The organism is Amycolatopsis oliviviridis, from assembly GCF_014654365.1.
GTDB classification, from domain to species: Bacteria; Actinomycetota; Actinomycetes; order Mycobacteriales; family Pseudonocardiaceae; genus Amycolatopsis; species Amycolatopsis oliviviridis.
The window spans coordinates 434380-450308 of the sequence record NZ_BNAY01000006.1; the positions used below are offsets into that span (position 1 = coordinate 434380).

A 15929-nucleotide genomic window follows, 5' to 3' on the forward strand; every position below is an offset into this window, starting at 1 on the left:
GAGTTGGCGAGCGGAGGCGGGAGCCTGGCGGGCTCCCGCCTCATCGCGGGTCAGTGCACGACGTCGTCCACCGAGGGCGACTCGTTGCGGGACAGGTTGATGCCGAGGTTGGCCGCGGCACGCTCGAGGTCCTCGTCGTCGGAGTCGCGCATCTCGATCGCGGCGCCGTCGCTGGACAGCACCTCGACGTTGAGGCAGAGCGACTGGAGCTCCTTCAGGAGCACCTTGAACGACTCCGGGATGCCCGGCTCGGGGATGTTCTCCCCCTTGACGATGGCCTCGTACACCTTGACGCGGCCGACCACGTCGTCCGACTTGATCGTCAGGAGCTCCTGCAGGGTGTACGCGGCGCCGTACGCCTGCATCGCCCAGCACTCCATCTCGCCGAACCGCTGGCCACCGAACTGCGCCTTACCACCCAGCGGCTGCTGCGTGATCATCGAGTACGGGCCGGTGGAACGGGCGTGGATCTTGTCGTCGACCAGGTGGTGCAGCTTCAGGATGTACATGTAGCCGACCGAGACCGGGTACGGGTACGGCTCGCCGGAGCGGCCGTCGAGCAGCGTGGCCTTGCCGTTCTGCTTGACCATGCGCTCGCCGTCGCGGTTCGGCTTGGTCGCCGCGAGCAGCCCGGTGAGCTCCTCTTCCTTGGCGCCGTCGAACACCGGGGTGGCGGTGTTCGTGCCGGGGTCGACGTCGTAGAGCTCCTCGTTGAGGTTCTTCGCCCAGTCGGGCTCGCCCTCGATCTTCCAGCCCTGCGACGCCAGCCAGCCCAGGTGAAGCTCCAGGACCTGGCCGATGTTCATACGACGCGGGACACCGTGGGTGTTCAGGATGATGTCGACGGGCGTGCCGTCCTCCATGAACGGCATGTCCTCGGCGGGGAGGATCTTGCCGATGACACCCTTGTTCCCGTGGCGGCCGGCGAGCTTGTCGCCCGGCTGGATCTTCCGCTTCTGGGCCACGTAGACGCGGACCAGTTCGTTGACGCCCGGGGGCAGCTCGTCGTCGTCCTCGCGCGAGAACACGCGGATGCCGATGACCTTGCCGGTCTCACCGTGCGGCACCTTCAGCGAGGTGTCGCGGACCTCACGGGCCTTCTCGCCGAAGATCGCGCGGAGCAGGCGCTCTTCCGGGGTCAGCTCGGTCTCGCCCTTGGGCGTGACCTTGCCGACCAGGATGTCGCCGTCGCGGACCTCGGCACCGATGCGGATGATGCCGCGCTCGTCGAGGTCGGCGAGGACCTCCTCGGAGACGTTCGGGATGTCCCGGGTGATCTCTTCGGCGCCCAGCTTGGTGTCGCGGGCGTCGATCTCGTGCTCCTCGATGTGGATCGACGTGAGCACGTCGTCCTGCACCAGGCGCTCGGAGAGGATGATCGCGTCCTCGTAGTTGTGGCCCTCCCACGGCATGACCGCGACGAGCAGGTTCTTGCCGAGCGCCATCTCACCGTTCTCGGTGGACGGGCCGTCGGCGATGACCTGACCCTGCTCGACCCGGTCGCCCTCGTTGACGATCGGGCGGTGGTTGAAGCAGGTGCCGTGGTTCGAGCGGCGGAACTTGTACAGTCCGTAGCTCTTCCGCGTGCCGTCGTCGTGCATGATCGTGATCAGGTCGGCCGAGAGCTCCTCGACGACACCGGCCTGCTCGGCGACGAGCACGTCACCGGCGTCCACCGCGGCACGCAGCTCCACGCCGGTACCGACCAGCGGGGCCGAGTTGCGCAGCAGCGGAACGGCCTGACGCTGCATGTTCGCGCCCATCAGCGCGCGGTTCGCGTCGTCGTGCTCGAGGAACGGGATCATCGCCGTCGCGACCGAGACCATCTGCCGCGGCGAGACGTCCATGTAGTCCACGTCCAGCGGGTCGATCAGCTCGACCTCGCCGCCCTTCTTACGGACGAGGACGCGGTCTTCGACGAAGGTGCCGTCGTCGTGGATCGGCGCGTTCGCCTGCGCCTTCACGAAGCGGTCTTCCTCGTCCGCGGTGAGGTAGTCGACCTGGTCGGTGACGCGGCCCTCGACGACCTTGCGGTACGGGGTCTCGATGAAACCGAACGGGTTGACCCGCGCGTACGAGCAGAGCGAACCGATCAGGCCGATGTTCGGGCCTTCCGGCGTCTCGATCGGGCACATGCGGCCGTAGTGCGACGGGTGGACGTCACGGACCTCCATGCCGGCGCGCTCACGCGACAGACCACCGGGGCCGAGGGCGGACAGACGACGCTTGTGCGTCAGCCCCGACAGCGGGTTGTTCTGGTCCATGAACTGCGACAGCTGCGAAGTCCCGAAGAACTCCTTGATCGCCGCCACGACGGGACGGATGTTGATCAGGGTCTGCGGCGTGATCGCCTCGACGTCCTGCGTGGTCATCCGCTCGCGGACGACGCGCTCCATCCGGGACAGACCCACGCGGATCTGGTTCTGGATGAGCTCGCCGACGGTGCGGAGACGACGGTTGCCGAAGTGGTCGATGTCGTCGGTCTCGACCGGGATGGTCTGGTCGCCGACGGTCGCCTTGTCCTCGCCCGCGTGCAGGCGGACCAGGTACTCGATCGTCGAGACGATGTCCTCTTCGGTCAGCGTCCCGGTGTCGTACGGCGTGGTCAGGCCGAGCTTCTTGTTCAGCTTGTACCGGCCGACCTTGGCCAGGTCGTAGCGCTTCGGCTTGAAGAACAGGTTCTCCAGCAGCGTCTGCGCGCTCTCCTTGGTGGGCGGTTCGCCCGGGCGCAGCTTGCGGTAGATGTCGAGCAGCGCCTCGTCGGTGCCGGCGGTGTGGTCCTTCTCGAGGGTGGCGAGCAGCGTCTCGGAGAAGGAGAAGCGCTCGCGGATCGCCTCGGTGGTCCAGCCGAGCGCCTTCAGCAGCACGGTGACCGGCTGGCGGCGCTTGCGGTCGATGCGGACGCCGACGGTGTCGCGCTTGTCGACGTCGAACTCGAGCCAGGCACCCCGGCTCGGGATGACGCGGACGTTGAAGACGTCCTTGTCCGTGGTCTTGTCGACGCTGGTGTCGAAGTACACACCCGGCGAACGGACCAGCTGGGACACGACGACACGCTCGGTGCCGTTGATGACGAAGGTGCCCTTGTCGGTCATCACCGGGAAGTCGCCCATGAAGACCGTCTGGCTCTTGATCTCGCCGGTGTTGTTGTTCACGAACTCGGCGGTCACGAACAACGGGGCCGCGTACGTCATGTCCTTGTCCTTGCACTCCTCGACGGAGGCCTTGACCTCGTCGAAGCGCGGGTCGGAGAAGGACAGCGACATGGATCCGGAGAAGTCTTCGATCGGCGAGATCTCGTTGAGGACCTCTTCCAGGCCGCCGACCGGGTTTTCTTCACCTTCTTCGACGCGGCGTTCGAACCACGCCTCGTCGCCGGTGAACCATTCAAAGGACCTGATCTGCACGTCGAGCAGGTTCGGGGTGCTGAGCGGCTCGCGAATCTTTGCGAAGGAGACCCGCTTGGGGGCTCCCGGGATTCCCGTGGACTCCGAGCGAGATACAGCCGAGGTGGTCGCAGCAGTGGCCTGGTTCGCGGGAGAGACTGCCAAGATGCGTCCTTCCGGGGACAATGAGCGGTGAGCAGCCGCGTCAGCAACAGCTGAAGCGGACTGTCAAGGGTGCCGTGTGCCCACTATCCTAACTACCGGCTCCGGGCAGCCTGAAAGAGGGCAGCGCAAAGAAGCAGTCTAGCCCGAACGTCGCGGTCTGTCCAGGGGGCGCTCCCGATGGGGCCCAGCCTGCATCGCAACGTCTTCAGGTATGCCTCTCCTGGCTTCCCCGGGCCGTCCCTCCCGCAAGGGCACCGCCGGTTCTCGCCGTTGCCAGTAAGCGTGACCCCACAGGGGCTCTGAGTCAAGATGCCGCGCGGTGGTCCCGCCGGTTGGCGCAGCGTCGAAGTAGGTCCGCACGGGGTGCTTCACAGGACGATCATCCTGGTTACCGCCCGGTACCCGCAGGTTACGGCGCTGGGGCGCGGACCTGCGTTTAGCCCCCTAATCGCGATCCGGCCGCCGGGGTGTCCCGCAGGGTCACCGGGTCGGGGTGGGGCCGTTCCGGGGCCGCTGGCGGCCTGTGGCGGCTGTGAACGGTGAGTCGGCTGGTGCGGTGCACAGGGAGGCCCTCAGATCGCGATTAGGGGGCGAAACGCGACGCGGGCGGCCACTTGCGTTTAGCCCCCTAATCGCGATCCGGAGGGGCCTCAGGCACCCGCGGCCAGATCGCGATTAGCCCGCTAAACGCAAGTGCGACGGCGCGACGGGCAAGACGCCGTGAAGGCCTCCTTGAGGGACTCTGGGTCCCTCAAGGAGGCCTTCACGGAACGAGCACGGGCCCGCAGGTGGGCGCGGCACCGGATCGCGATTAGGGGGCTAAACGCAGGTCGGGGGCGCTACTTCGAGGGGGCCGGGGAAGCGGGGGGTGAGGCCGGGGCCGAGGAGGCCGTGGGGTTCGGCGGAGCGGCGTAGGTGTTCATCGCCGTGATCTTCCACTTGTCGCCCTGCAGCTCCGCGTTCAAATGCAGCTGCGCGCTCCCGGCGGTGGTCTTGTTCGTGTCGGCCCGCGTCGAGCTCTGGTCGACGAACACCATCACGTCGGCCCGGTCACCCTCCAGCCGGATCACGGCGCTGCGGGTGACCTTGCAGGTCACGACCATCTTCTGCTGCGGGGCCAGCCGCTTCACCTCGCCCATCAGCAGGTTGTACTTCGCCCGCACCTCGTCGTTGACCAGCAGGTCGCCCGCCGCGGTCTCGGTCTTCGAGATGTTCTTGTAGTCGTACGAGAACAGCGCCTCGGTAGCCTTCGCGACCTGGTCCTTGACCTGCGCGGTCTTCGCGACGTCCAGCAGCGCCGTGTTGTCCGTCGAGCTGGACACGTCGTCGGCCTGGATCTTGAAGAGCACCGCGGTCGCGGCCAGCAGCAGCCCGACGACGACCAGCGCGCCCGCCAGGATCAGCTTGCCGGACCCGGGCTTCTTGGGCTTCTCCTCGGAGGACTCGGCGACCTCGGCTTCGGCCTCTTCGATGTCGTCCGGCTTCTCCTCGGCGACCGCACGCGCCTTCGCCCGCGGACTCGGCTTCGCGACGACCTCTTCTTCGAGGGCCTCCTCGACCTCCGAAGGCTCCTCGACGGTCTCGACAGCCTCAGCAGCGTCCTCAGAGGACTCGACAGGCTCAGCAGCCTCGACGGGCTCCGGCTCGGGCACAGGGCGGGGAGCGGGCCGCGGCGACGGACGGCGCACCGGCGTCTCGTCGACCTCCGGCACCGAGACCTCCGAGACGGAGGCTTCCGAAGCGGAGGCCTCCGAGGCAGGGGCCTCGGGAGCGGAAGCGGGCCGTCGCAGACCGGCCACCCGGGGGCGGCGCACCGGCGGAGTGCTGCGAGGAGGCTGGCGACGGGAGGGGGGCACTACGAGGCTCCGTTCTAGGTGACGCTCTTACTGACCGGCCGCGACGAGGGGCACGTTGTCGATCCCGGACAGCTTCCACTCATCGCCGACCCGGGTCATCGAGACCTCCAGGCGCAACGCCTTCGAGCTCGACTTGTCGCCCTGGGTGACCTGGGTGGTGATGGCGGCGAGGAAGCTCGCCTTGCCCTCGTGGTCGTCGAGTTCCTCGACCGCGATGTCCTGGATCGTGGTCGCGACCTTGGTCTTCGCGTCGCTGAGCGCCTTGCGGTACGTCGGCTCCAGCTGCGACAGCTGCTGGCTCATCTTGTCGTCGGAGACGGCCTTCTGCTGGTTGAAGAACGCGTCGAGGTTCTCGAAGTCGACCTCGGTGTACGCCTTGATCGCGGTGCCGCCCGCCTTGGCCACTTCGTCCCGCGAGCGCGCCAGGTCGGCGTTGTCGTCCGACGCCGCCACCGCCCACTGGACACCGAAGATCGCCGCGGCGACGAAGGCGGCCAGGGCGAACGCCGCCGCCCCGAGGACCAGGGTCCGCGATCGAGAAGAACTCATGACACTCCAGGGTAGGTATACGGTCTCGGGCTCAGCCGGGCAGGCCCAGCAGCGCACCCAGGCTGGCCAGGCTGACCCCCGGGCTCTGCAGGACGCTCGGCATGCCCTGTGCCGCGCGCAGGGCGGCCAGTTCGTCGGCGGAACGGCCGGCGTTCGCCGCGACGTCGCCTTCCGACGGGATCTGCGGGACCCCGTTGTACGGCACGTTCTGCGAACCGCGCACGTTGATCGGGCTGCCCTTCGGCTCGGCGCAGTACGCGTCGTCCTTCGGCGGGCGAGGCGCCGTGTCGGTGCCTTCGCGGTACTTGTCGAGGCCGATGTAGCCCTTGGTGCACGAAGGCGGGTTGAACAGGTTGAGCGCGAGACCGAGGTGCGCGGTGCCGTCGTTGGCGACGCTGTTCGCGCCCGCGGCCAGCATCGGGTAGGTCACCAGGCCCTGCTCCAGCCCGTCGAGCCGGGTCACCAGCAGATTCGACGTCGTGAGCAGGTTCGCCGTCAGCGCGCCCAGCCCCGGGCCGGATTCGGCGAGCACCGAGCTGATCTGGTTCGCCACCTGCGGGGTGATCCCGATCAGCTTCCGGATGTCGGCGTCGGAGTTCTTCAGCGTGCCGGACAGCTTGTTGAGATCGGCGCTGAAGGACTTCATCGAGCTCGCCATGTCGTTCTGCGTGTCGAGGACCTGCCCGCCCTTTTCCAGCAGCTGGACGGTCTGCGGCAGGTACTCCTGCGCGGTCGCGGTGAAGCTCCGCGCGGTGTCGAGCAGCCGCTGCAGATCCGGTCCGGTGCCGTTGAAGGCGTTGTAGGACTCGTCGACGACCTTGCGCAGCGAGTCCGTCGGCACCGACGCCGCGAGGCTGTCGAGGTCGCCGATGAGTTGCTCGGTGGGCACCGGCGTCTTGACCTTGTCGGCCGGGATGACCGAGCTCGCGTTCAGGAACGGCCCGTTCTCGCTCTTGGGCCGCAGGTCGACGAACTGCTCGCCGACCGCCGACCGGTTCGCGACCACGGCGTCCAGATCGGCGGGCACCTGCGGGGCGTCCGGCGCGATGTTGAGGTCGGCTTCCAGTCCGGTCTTGGTCAGGCGCAGCTCGCCGACGCGGCCGATGTTGAAGCCGCGGTAGGTGACCTCGGCGTTCTGGAAGATGCCGCCCGACTGCTTGAGCTGGAGCTTCACCGTGTAGCCCTCGTCGCCGAAGACCTGGCCGAGCCCGGCGAACCGGATCAGCGCGTACACGATGGCGACCACGGAGATGATCGCGAACGCGACCAGCTGGATCTTCGTCCTGCGGATCAGCATCAGCCGGCACCTCCCGCCAGCACGCCGAAGATCCCGGCGGGTCCGGTCTGTCGCGGCTGTCCGCCGCCCTGCGGCGCGCTCGCCTGGCCACCCGCCTGGGTTCCGCCGACGCTGTCGGGGATCGGCAGCGGCGGGTTCACACCCGGTCCCTCGGTCCCGCCGGTGAGACCCGGCACCGGGACGATGTCCTTCAGCGGGTTCTCACGGCTGCGGCCGAGGTTCTTCAGGATCTCGTTCAAGTTCAGGTCGACCTTCGCGAACAGGTTGAAGTAGTCGCCCTTGACGCCGTCGTACGCGGCGTCGCTGAACGGGAAGGTCAACAGGATCTCCAGCGCCTTCGGCAGATCCGCGCCCGCCTCGCCGAGCTTCTGCAGCGTCGGCTGCAGCGCCTTGAGGTCGGCGACGAGGTCTTCCTTGCTCTTGTTCACCGTGTCGACGGCGACACCGGAGAGGTTGTTGAGCGCCTTGAGCATGGTCACCAGCTGACCGCGCTGCTGCTCCAGCACGCCGAGACCGGGGCCGAGGTTGTCGACCGCGCCGACCAGCTTGTCCTTCTGGCCGTTCAGCGTGAGCGAGAGCCGGTTCAGCCCGTCGAGCGCGCGCGTGATGTTCGCGGACTGCTTGTCGAGGTTCGAGACCAGCTCGTTGGTGTTGTTCAGCAGCGCCTTCAGCTCCGGCGAGCGGCCGTTGGTGGCGTTGTTGAGTTCCTTGGTGATGGTGTTGAGCTGCTCGACCCCGCCGCCGTTGAGCAGCAGCGAAAGCGCGCCGAGCAGTTCCTCGACCTCGACGCTGCGGTTCGTGCGGGCCAGCGGGATCACCGCGTTGTCGGCGAGCTTGCCCTGTCCGTCGGCGGGCGCGGCCAGCTCGACGTACTTCTCGCCGAGGAGGCTCGACTGCTTGACGTTGGCCAAAGCGTTCGCCGGCAGCTTCACGTCGCCGTTGACCCGGAGGGTGACTTCGGCGTTCCAGCCGTCCTGGGTCAGCCCGATCGCTTCGACGCGGCCGATGGAGACCTCGTTGACCTTCACCCCGGCCTGCGGAGTCAGGTCGAGCACATCCCGGAACTGCACCTTGACCGTGTACGGGTGGTCGCCGAGTTCGGCGCCACCGGGCAGCGGGACGTCGTAGATGCCGCTGAACCCGCAGCCGCCCAACGTCAGCGCGGCGACCGTTCCGGACGCGATGAGAGCGAGTGACTTCTTCATCACTTCCCCGCCGTTCCGTAGAGCTGACCGGCGATCGGCAGCGGCAGCGGCGGCAACTGGCCCGCCTGCGACGACTGGATCACCTGCGCGATCGACGGCAACGGCACCAGCTTGTCGACCAGTCCGGCGATCCCCTTGCACGCGTCGCCCAGCGCGTCGAGCGCGTCCGGGGTCTGCTTGAGCAGGTTGCACACCATCACCAGCGGCGGCTGCGTGAGCTCGTTGAGGTTGGCCCGCGCGTCGAGCGTGCCCGACGAGGCGTTGTAGGTGTTGACCAGGTTCCCGAGGCCGACCGGGGCGACGTCGAGGATCTCGGCGAGCGCGCCGCGCTGGTCCACGAGCACCTTGGTCACACTGGCCAGCTTGTCCACATTGGACTTGAGCCGGTCGCGGTTCTTCTCGACGAACGCCTGCACCGCGGTGAGCGTGTCGGACAGCTGCTTCACCGTCGCGGCGAGATTGTCCTTCTCCCCCGCGAGGAATCCGCTGACGTCGGCGAGCTGCCGCTCGAAGTCGCGGACCTGGGAGTCGCTGTTGACCAGGGTCTGGGAGAACGACCCGAGGTTCTCGACCGTCTTGAACAGGTCGTCCTTGTTGCCGGACAACGTGCCCGCGGCCTGGCCGAGCTTCGTGATCGTGTCGTGCAGCGCCTGCCCGTTGCCGTCGAAGTTCTTCGCGGCGGTGTCGAGCAGGTTCGACAGCGAACCGTTCTTGTTGGCGCCGTTGGGCCCGAGCGACCTGCTGACCCGGGAGAGGCTGGCGGCGAGTTCGTCGACCTCCAGCGGCACCTCGGTGCGATCGAGGCCGATGACGGCGCCGTCGGCGATCCGCGCGCCGCCCTTGTAGGCCGGGGCCAGCTGCACGTAACGGTCGCTGACCAGCGACGGCGACACGATGATCGCCTTCGCGTCGGCGGGCACCGCCACCGAACGGTCGTATTCGAGTTCGACGCGGACCTGGTTGCCCATCGGCTGGATCTTGGTGACCGTGCCCATGTCGACGCCGAGCATGCGGACGCTGTTGCCCTCGTAGAGGCCGACCGCGCCGGCGAAGTACGCGGTCACGTGGTTGCGGCCGGCGTCCTTGAGCGTCCACCACAGCGCGCCGGCGACGACCAGCGCGAGCACGATCGCGATGGTGAAGCCGCGGGCGAGGTTGGAACCGAGACGGGTACTCATTTCTCGTAGCACCCCTTGTCGTTGATCGGCCCGAACGACGGCAGGACCAGTCCGCAGATGTAGTTGTCGAACCAGCGGCCGTTGCCGATGGTGTTCGTGAACACCCGGATGAACGGCGCGAACCGCGCGATGCCCTGGCCCAGGGCGTCTTGGTTGCGCTGCAGCATCGAGGTCAGCTGGTCGAGCTGGGTGAGTACCGGGTCGAGCTGCGCGTCGTTGTCGTCGACCAGGCCCTTGAGCTGAGTGGCGAGGGTGCGCGAGCCGTCCAGCAGCGCGGTGATCGCCTCCTTGCGGCGGGACACCTCGCCGAGCAGTTTGTTGCCGTCGGCCAGGAGCTTCTGGAACTCGGCGTCGCGGTCGACGAGCGTCTGCGAGACCTGCCGCGTGTTCGCGAGCAGGTTCGCCAGCTGCGAATCCCGCGAGGCGATCGTGTCCGAGAGGCGGGAAAGGCCGGTCAGCGCGCCCTTCACGTCGGCCGGGGTGTCGGCGAAGGTCTCCGAGATGACGTCGAAGCTCTTCGCCAGCCGCGTCGTGTCGATGTCGTCGACGGTCTGCGAAAGCCCGCGGAAGGCGTCGAGGACGTCGAACGGCGACGCGGTGCGCTCACGCGGGATGGTCGCGCTCGGGTCGAGCGTGCGCTGCCCCTGCGGGTCGAGCGCCAGGTACTTCTGGCCGAGCACGGTCTTGATCTTGATCGCCGCGCTGGTCTTGTCGCCCAGCCAGGCGTCCTTGACCTTGAAGGAGATCCGGACCTTGTCGCCGTCGAGCTTGATGTCGGAGACCTTGCCGACCTTCACCCCGGCGACCCGGACGTCGTTGTCCTGCTGCAGCCCGGAGGCCTCGCTGAAGTCCGCGGTGTAGGTCGTGCCGCCGCCGATCACCGGCAGGTCCTCGGAGTTGAGCGCGGCGAGGAAACCGAGCAGCAGCACCGAGATGCCGACCAGCGCGATCGGGACCGGATTGCGTTTCTGGAACGACTTCATGCCGTGCACCTCGCCCGGTTCACCGGCAGCAGCGGCAGGTCGATCGGCGCGTTGATCAGCGGAGGCAGGGCGACGGCCCCCTTCAGCTCACAGGCGAAGAAGTTGAACCAGGAGCCGTAGTCGGCGGTGCGGGTCAGCGCGGTCACCTTCTGCGGCAGGAACTGGATGAAGTGCTCGACGATCGGCTGGCTGTCGTTGAGGTTCTTCGTCAGCGTGCCGAGCGCGGCGATGTCCTGCTTGAGCGGCTCGCGGGCCTCGCCGAGCAGGCCGGACGTGGTCTGCGCGAGGGTGCCGAGCGAGTCGATGGCGTCGCCGATCGGCTCGCGGTCCGCGGCCAGCCCGGAGACCAGCTGCTGCAACCTGACGATCAGGTCGTTCAGCTGCGGCGTGTGCGCGTTGACCGTGTCGAGCACCGAGTTCAGGTTGTCGATGACCTCACCGATCACCTGGTCCTTGTCGGAGATCGTGGTGGCCAGCGAGGCGGTGTGCTTCAGCAGGCTTTCGACGGTGCCGCCCTCGCCCTGCAGAACCTGGATGACCTCGTAGGACAGCTTGTTGATGTCGTCGGGGTTGAGCGCGGTGAACAGCGGCTTGAACCCGTTGAACAGCTGCGTCAGGTCGAGCGCGGGCGTGGTCCGCTCCAGCGGGATGTTGCCGCCGGGCTCCAGGTTCTTCCCCGAGGAATCCGTGCCCTGCCCGAGCGAGACATAGCGCTGGCCGACCAGGTTCCGGAACTTGATCTGCGCGGTGACCCCGGCGGGCAGCTTGCGGCCGGCGTCCACTTCGAACTCGACCTCGGCCTGGCGCCGGTCGACGATGCGGACGTCCTTGACCTGCCCGACCCGGACCCCCGCGATGCGGACGTCGTCGTTCGGCAGCAGCAGGGTCGCGTCACTGAACCGCGCCTTGTAGGCGTTGGTGCTGGTGGTGTTCACGTTGGCGATGCTGATCCCGAGGATCGTCGTGAACAGCACGGTGACCACGATGAAGGCGCTGAGTTTGATCAGCGGAGCGAGAAGTCCCCTCACTGGACGTGCACCTCCGCCCCACGGTAGAGCGGACCGACCAGCAGCGAACCCCAGCCGGGCACGTCCGAGGCGGACATGCCGACCTGCGGGGCGACCAGCTGCGCGAGGAAGTCAGATTCGGACGCGCTGTAGGACGGGCTGCCGCCGGGCGCTCCCCCGCCGTTGTAGCCGCCGATGTTCGCGAAGCCGTTGGAGGGCGAAAGGCCGTCGTTGGCCGACCGCGCCGGCGGTTTGACCGTGCTGCCGTCCTTGATCGGACCGTCCGGCGGGTACTGCGGGAACGGGTCCGGGAACTGCTTCAGGTCATAACATCGCGGACCGCGTTTGTCCTCGAACCTCGGCTCGTCCTTGCCCGGCAGGTACGGCCCGCGGTTGACGGTGATCTCGATGGTCGCGTGCAGGCCGGGCCGGTCGGTGCCCTTGCCGAGGGCCTTGTCGATCTTCGGCAGGTTGGCCGCCATCTGCCCGATCACGCACGGGTACTCCGGCGCGTACTTCGCCAGGAGCTCCGCGGTCGGGCGGGCGGTGTCGGCGAGCCGGATCAGGTTGTCGGCGTTGTTCTGCAGGAAGGTCTGCAGATCGACCGAGGCCTGGGTGACGCTGCCGTAGAGGTTCTGCAGGTTCATCTTCTGATCGACCACGGTGCGCGTGGTCGTGCTCAGGTTGTCCAAGGTCTGCACCAGATCGGGGGCGACGGCGTTGAGGTTGTCCGAGAACTCCGCGAGCTCCTTGAGGTTCTGCTGGAGCTGGGGCTCGTGCGGGTTCAGGTCCCCGACGTAGGTGCCGAGCTGCGCGAGGGTGTCGCCGAGCTGGTCACCGCGGCCGTTGAGGGCGGTGGAGATCGCCGAAAGCGTGCTCGACAGCTTCTGCGGCTGGACGGCCTGAAGCACCGGCATCAGATGGGCGAAGGCCTGTTCCAGCTCGACGGCGCCGGACGTGCGGTCCTGGGTGATCACGTCACCCTCGGCGATCGTCTTCGTCGAAGGATCGTCCGGGATTTCGAGGGAAACGAAGCGCTCGCCGAACAACGTCTTCGGCAGGAAACGCGCGGAAACGTTCTGCGGGATCAGTTTCGCCGACTCCGGATTCAGCGCGAGGGTGAGTTCGGCGCCGTCCGGGGTCGCGGCGATGTCCTTCACCGAGCCGACGATGAGGCCGCGGACCTTCACGTCGGACTGCTTCAGCAACTGGTTGCCGATGTTGCCCGACTGGAGCTTCACGCTCACGACGGGCGTGAACGCCTTTTGGTACAGCGCGATGCTCAACGCCACCCCGCCGACCAGCACGGCGACCAAGAGCAGGCCGAGCAACCTGCGCCGGACTGTCGCGATCATCCTGCGATCCTCACCGTGACGTCGGTTCCCCAGATCGCGAAACCGATGAAGAAGTTCATGATGGACACCGTGACGATGCTCAGCCGCACCGCCTTGCCGACCGCCACGCCGACACCGGCGGGGCCACCGGAGGCCCGGTATCCGAAATAGCAATGGGACAGGATGATCAAGACGCTGAACAACAGCACCTTGATGAACGAATACAACACATCCTGTGGTGGTAGGAACAGGTCGAAGTAATGGTCGTAGGTACCCGCTGACTGGTTGTAGATGTAGATAACGACCAACCGGGACGCGAGATACGAACTCAGCAGGCCGATGACGTACAGCGGGATGACCGCGACGAAACCGGCGATGATCCGCGTCGTCACCAGGTACGGCAGGCTCGGCACGCCCATGACCTCGAGCGCGTCGATCTCCTCCGAGATCCGCATCGCGCCCAGCTGGGCGGTGAACCCGGCGCCGACCGTCGCCGAAAGCGCGAGGCCCGCGACCAGCGGGGCGATCTCGCGGGTGTTGAAGAACGCGGTCAGGAAGCCGGTGAAGGCCGAGGTGCCGATCGAGTTCAGCGCCGAGTAGCCCTGCAGGCCGACGAGGACACCGGTGAACAGCGTCAGGCCGACCATCACGCCGACCGTGCCGCCGATGACGGCGAGCGAGCCGGAACCGAAGCTCACTTCGGCGAGCAGCCGCAGGACCTCTTTGGTGTAGCGGCGCAACGTCCGCGGCGTCCACAGCAACGCGCGGCCGTAGAACGACATCTGGTCACCGAGGTTGTCCAGAGTCTGCAATGGACGGTTGGCGGCTCGTTTGGCGCCCTGGAGGAAGGTCATGCGTCAGTCCAGCTTTCCGGGCACGACCTGCAGGTAGATCAGCGTGATCACGAAGTTCACCACGAACAGCATGAGGAACGTGATGACGACCGACTGGTTCACCGCGTCGCCGACGCCCTTCGGGCCGCCGGACGGGTTCAGTCCCCGGTAGGAGGCGACGACCGCGGCGATGAAGCCGAAGATCAGCGCCTTCAGCTCGCCGACCCAGAGGTCCGGCAGCTGAGCCAGCGCGGAGAAGCTCGCCAGGTACGCGCCCGGCGTCCCGCCCTGGAGGACGACGTTGAAGAAGTAGCCGCCGAGCACGCCGATGACGCTGACCATGCCGTTCAGCAGGAGCGCCACCAGCATCATCGCGAGCACCCGCGGCACGATCAGCCGCTGCACCGCGGAGACACCGAGCACCTCCATGGCGTCGATCTCTTCACGGATGGTCCGCGCGCCGATGTCGGCGCAGACGGCGCTACCGCCGGCGCCCGCGACCAGCAGCGCCGTGACCAGCGGACTGGCCTGCTGCACGGTGGCGAGCACCGACCCGGCGCCCGTGTAGGACTGGGCGCCGAGCTGGCGGGCCAGCGATCCGAACTGCAGCGAGATGACCGCGCCGAACGGGATCGCGACGAGCGCCGTCGGCAGGATCGTGACACTCGCGATGAACCAGGCCTGCTGGATGAACTCCCGCAGCTGGAACGGGCGCTGGAAGATGCCACGAACGATGTCGAGGCCAAGGGCGAACAGGTTCCCGGTCTCGCGCAACATGCCGATCCCGGGGATCTTCGCCGATGAAGCGGGAGAGCTCACGCGCCACCTGACCCCGGATCCTGTGGCCGCAAGCGGTGGTTGCCCGCTCTCCCCGGATGCGGGATGTGGGCGACCTGGTCGTCGGGCAGCTGCCCCTGGTGCTGGTTCGGCACCGGGCCGTCGTTCCGCGGCGCGGAACGGTGCCCCGCGGCGGCGAGCCGCTGCGGGCGGACGCCGTAGCGCTGCTGCTCCTCGGGGGAGAGCGACTCGATGATGCTCTGCTGCGCCTCGGGCGGGAGCCCGGACAGGATCTGCATGACGCGGTCCTTGCGGCGGACCGCGCCCATCCGGGTCGGCACGCCGGGCGTCGGCTGCATCTGCGGCGGCACCCCGCTGACGTCCTCGACACCACCCGAGTGGTGACCGGCCTCGAACATCGCGCGTTCGGCGGCGAGCTGGGCCGAGTCCTTCTCCTCGCTCATGCCGATCGGGCCGTCCATCTTGCCGTTGAGGAACTGCTTGACGACCGGCTCTTCGCTGGTCAGCAGCACCTCGCGCGGGCCGAACATGACCAGTTCCTTGCGGAACAGCATGCCCAGGTTGTCCGGGACGGTGCGGGCGAGGTTGATGTTGTGCGTGACGATCAGGAACGTCGCGTCGATCTGCGCGTTGACGTCCAGGAAGAGCTGGGAGATGTAGGTGGTGCGCACCGGGTCGAGACCGGAGTCCGGCTCGTCGACCAGGATGATCTGCGGGTCCAGCACCAGGGCGCGGGCGAGGCCGGCGCGCTTGCGCATACCGCCGGAGATCTCACCGGGCAGCTTCTTGTCGGCGCCGTTGAGACCGGTCATCTCGAGTTTTTCGAGGACGATCCGGCGGACCTCGGTCTCCGACTTCTTCGTGTGCTCCCGCAGCGGGAAGGCCACGTTGTCGTAGAGATTCATCGAGCCGAACAGCGCGCCGTCCTGGAACAGGACACCGAAGAGCTTGCGCACCTCGTAGAGCTGGTGTTCGGAGCACGTCACGATGTCGACGCCGTTGATCATGCAGCGGCCCTTGTCGGGCTTGAGCAGACCGATCATCGACTTCAAGAAGACGGACTTACCGGTTCCGGACGGTCCGAGCATCGCCGAGACCTCGCCCGGGGGCAGGGTCAGCGTGACGTCCCGCCAGATGGCCTGCTTACCGAAGGACTTGGAAAGACCTTCGATGACCACCTCGGCACCCATCGCACCTCCAGGAGCTGTTCCGCGTCGTCGCGCACTGCCGTCCCGCGCCACTGGCCCGGGAGGACGCATGCGTTCGCGCAGCGATACCCGCGTCAACCAGGTGCAACGAGCTGAGTGCGAACAGGTTACTCACCAGTTTTCTTTTCTG

At 67.4% G+C, this 15929-nt stretch carries 12 protein-coding genes; all 12 read right to left on the reverse strand.

The genetic code is table 11. From position 1 onward, the window contains the following. Nucleotides 1-50 precede the first annotated feature (50 nt). Nucleotides 51-3551, reverse strand: coding sequence for a DNA-directed RNA polymerase subunit beta (gene rpoB, locus IE302_RS27335; RefSeq protein ID WP_191257288.1), 3501 nt, complete (start codon nucleotides 3549-3551; stop codon nucleotides 51-53). Nucleotides 3552-4390: 839 nt separating this feature from the next. Further along, on the reverse strand, nucleotides 4391-5350 hold the full coding sequence (locus IE302_RS27340) for a hypothetical protein (RefSeq protein WP_373308026.1): 960 nt from the start codon (nucleotides 5348-5350) through the stop codon (nucleotides 4391-4393). Nucleotides 5351-5434: 84 nt separating this feature from the next. Further along, nucleotides 5435-5956, reverse strand: coding sequence for a hypothetical protein (locus IE302_RS27345; RefSeq protein WP_191257289.1), 522 nt, complete (start codon nucleotides 5954-5956; stop codon nucleotides 5435-5437). A 31-nt stretch (nucleotides 5957-5987) separates the two neighbouring features. Further along, nucleotides 5988-7253 (reverse strand): MCE family protein, encoded by a 1266-nt coding sequence (locus IE302_RS27350; protein ID WP_191257290.1) that lies wholly within the window; start codon nucleotides 7251-7253, stop codon nucleotides 5988-5990. Then, nucleotides 7253-8458 (reverse strand): MCE family protein, encoded by a 1206-nt coding sequence (locus IE302_RS27355; protein WP_191257291.1) that lies wholly within the window; start codon nucleotides 8456-8458, stop codon nucleotides 7253-7255. The genes IE302_RS27350 and IE302_RS27355 overlap by 1 nt, the downstream gene beginning before the upstream one ends. Further along, nucleotides 8458-9636, reverse strand: a complete 1179-nt coding sequence (locus tag IE302_RS27360; protein ID WP_191257292.1) for an MCE family protein — start codon at nucleotides 9634-9636, stop codon at nucleotides 8458-8460. The genes IE302_RS27355 and IE302_RS27360 overlap by 1 nt, the downstream gene beginning before the upstream one ends. Continuing rightward, nucleotides 9633-10619, reverse strand: a complete 987-nt coding sequence (locus IE302_RS27365; protein ID WP_191257293.1) for an MCE family protein — start codon at nucleotides 10617-10619, stop codon at nucleotides 9633-9635. Before IE302_RS27365 ends, IE302_RS27360 begins: the two co-directional genes overlap by 4 nt. Further along, nucleotides 10616-11647 carry an MCE family protein gene (locus IE302_RS27370; RefSeq protein ID WP_191257294.1) on the reverse strand — a complete coding sequence of 344 codons (1032 nt, stop codon included), beginning with the start codon at nucleotides 11645-11647 and terminating at the stop codon, nucleotides 10616-10618. Before IE302_RS27370 ends, IE302_RS27365 begins: the two co-directional genes overlap by 4 nt. Then, nucleotides 11644-12981, reverse strand: a complete 1338-nt coding sequence (locus tag IE302_RS27375) for an MCE family protein (protein WP_191257295.1) — start codon at nucleotides 12979-12981, stop codon at nucleotides 11644-11646. Before IE302_RS27375 ends, IE302_RS27370 begins: the two co-directional genes overlap by 4 nt. After that, nucleotides 12978-13814: an MlaE family ABC transporter permease gene (locus IE302_RS27380; RefSeq protein WP_191257296.1), complete on the reverse strand. Its 837-nt coding sequence runs from the start codon at nucleotides 13812-13814 to the stop codon at nucleotides 12978-12980. Before IE302_RS27380 ends, IE302_RS27375 begins: the two co-directional genes overlap by 4 nt. Before the next feature lie 3 nt (nucleotides 13815-13817). Continuing rightward, a complete protein-coding gene (locus IE302_RS27385; RefSeq protein WP_191257408.1) occupies nucleotides 13818-14570 on the reverse strand; it encodes an MlaE family ABC transporter permease in 753 nt (250 codons plus the stop codon). A 38-nt stretch (nucleotides 14571-14608) separates the two neighbouring features. Beyond that, entirely contained in the window at nucleotides 14609-15781 is a 1173-nt protein-coding gene (locus tag IE302_RS27390) for an ABC transporter ATP-binding protein (protein ID WP_191257297.1), read from the reverse strand. Between the last annotated feature and the right edge of the window lie 148 nt (nucleotides 15782-15929).

What these genes read in the sequence shown, in the direction of transcription:
- IE302_RS27350 (WP_191257290.1), bottom strand. Translation starts at nt 7,253, where the DNA reads ATGCTGATCCGCAGGACGAAGATCCAGCTGGTCGCGTTCGCGATCATC.
- IE302_RS27345 (WP_191257289.1), bottom strand. Translation starts at nt 5,956, where the DNA reads ATGAGTTCTTCTCGATCGCGGACCCTGGTCCTCGGGGCGGCGGCGTTC.
- IE302_RS27385 (WP_191257408.1), bottom strand. Translation starts at nt 14,570, where the DNA reads ATGTTGCGCGAGACCGGGAACCTGTTCGCCCTTGGCCTCGACATCGTT.
- IE302_RS27375 (WP_191257295.1), bottom strand. Translation starts at nt 12,981, where the DNA reads ATGATCGCGACAGTCCGGCGCAGGTTGCTCGGCCTGCTCTTGGTCGCC.
- IE302_RS27380 (WP_191257296.1), bottom strand. Translation starts at nt 13,814, where the DNA reads ATGACCTTCCTCCAGGGCGCCAAACGAGCCGCCAACCGTCCATTGCAG.
- IE302_RS27355 (WP_191257291.1), bottom strand. Translation starts at nt 8,458, where the DNA reads ATGAAGAAGTCACTCGCTCTCATCGCGTCCGGAACGGTCGCCGCGCTG.
- IE302_RS27360 (WP_191257292.1), bottom strand. Translation starts at nt 9,636, where the DNA reads ATGAGTACCCGTCTCGGTTCCAACCTCGCCCGCGGCTTCACCATCGCG.
- IE302_RS27390 (WP_191257297.1), bottom strand. Translation starts at nt 15,781, where the DNA reads ATGGGTGCCGAGGTGGTCATCGAAGGTCTTTCCAAGTCCTTCGGTAAG.
- IE302_RS27365 (WP_191257293.1), bottom strand. Translation starts at nt 10,619, where the DNA reads ATGAAGTCGTTCCAGAAACGCAATCCGGTCCCGATCGCGCTGGTCGGC.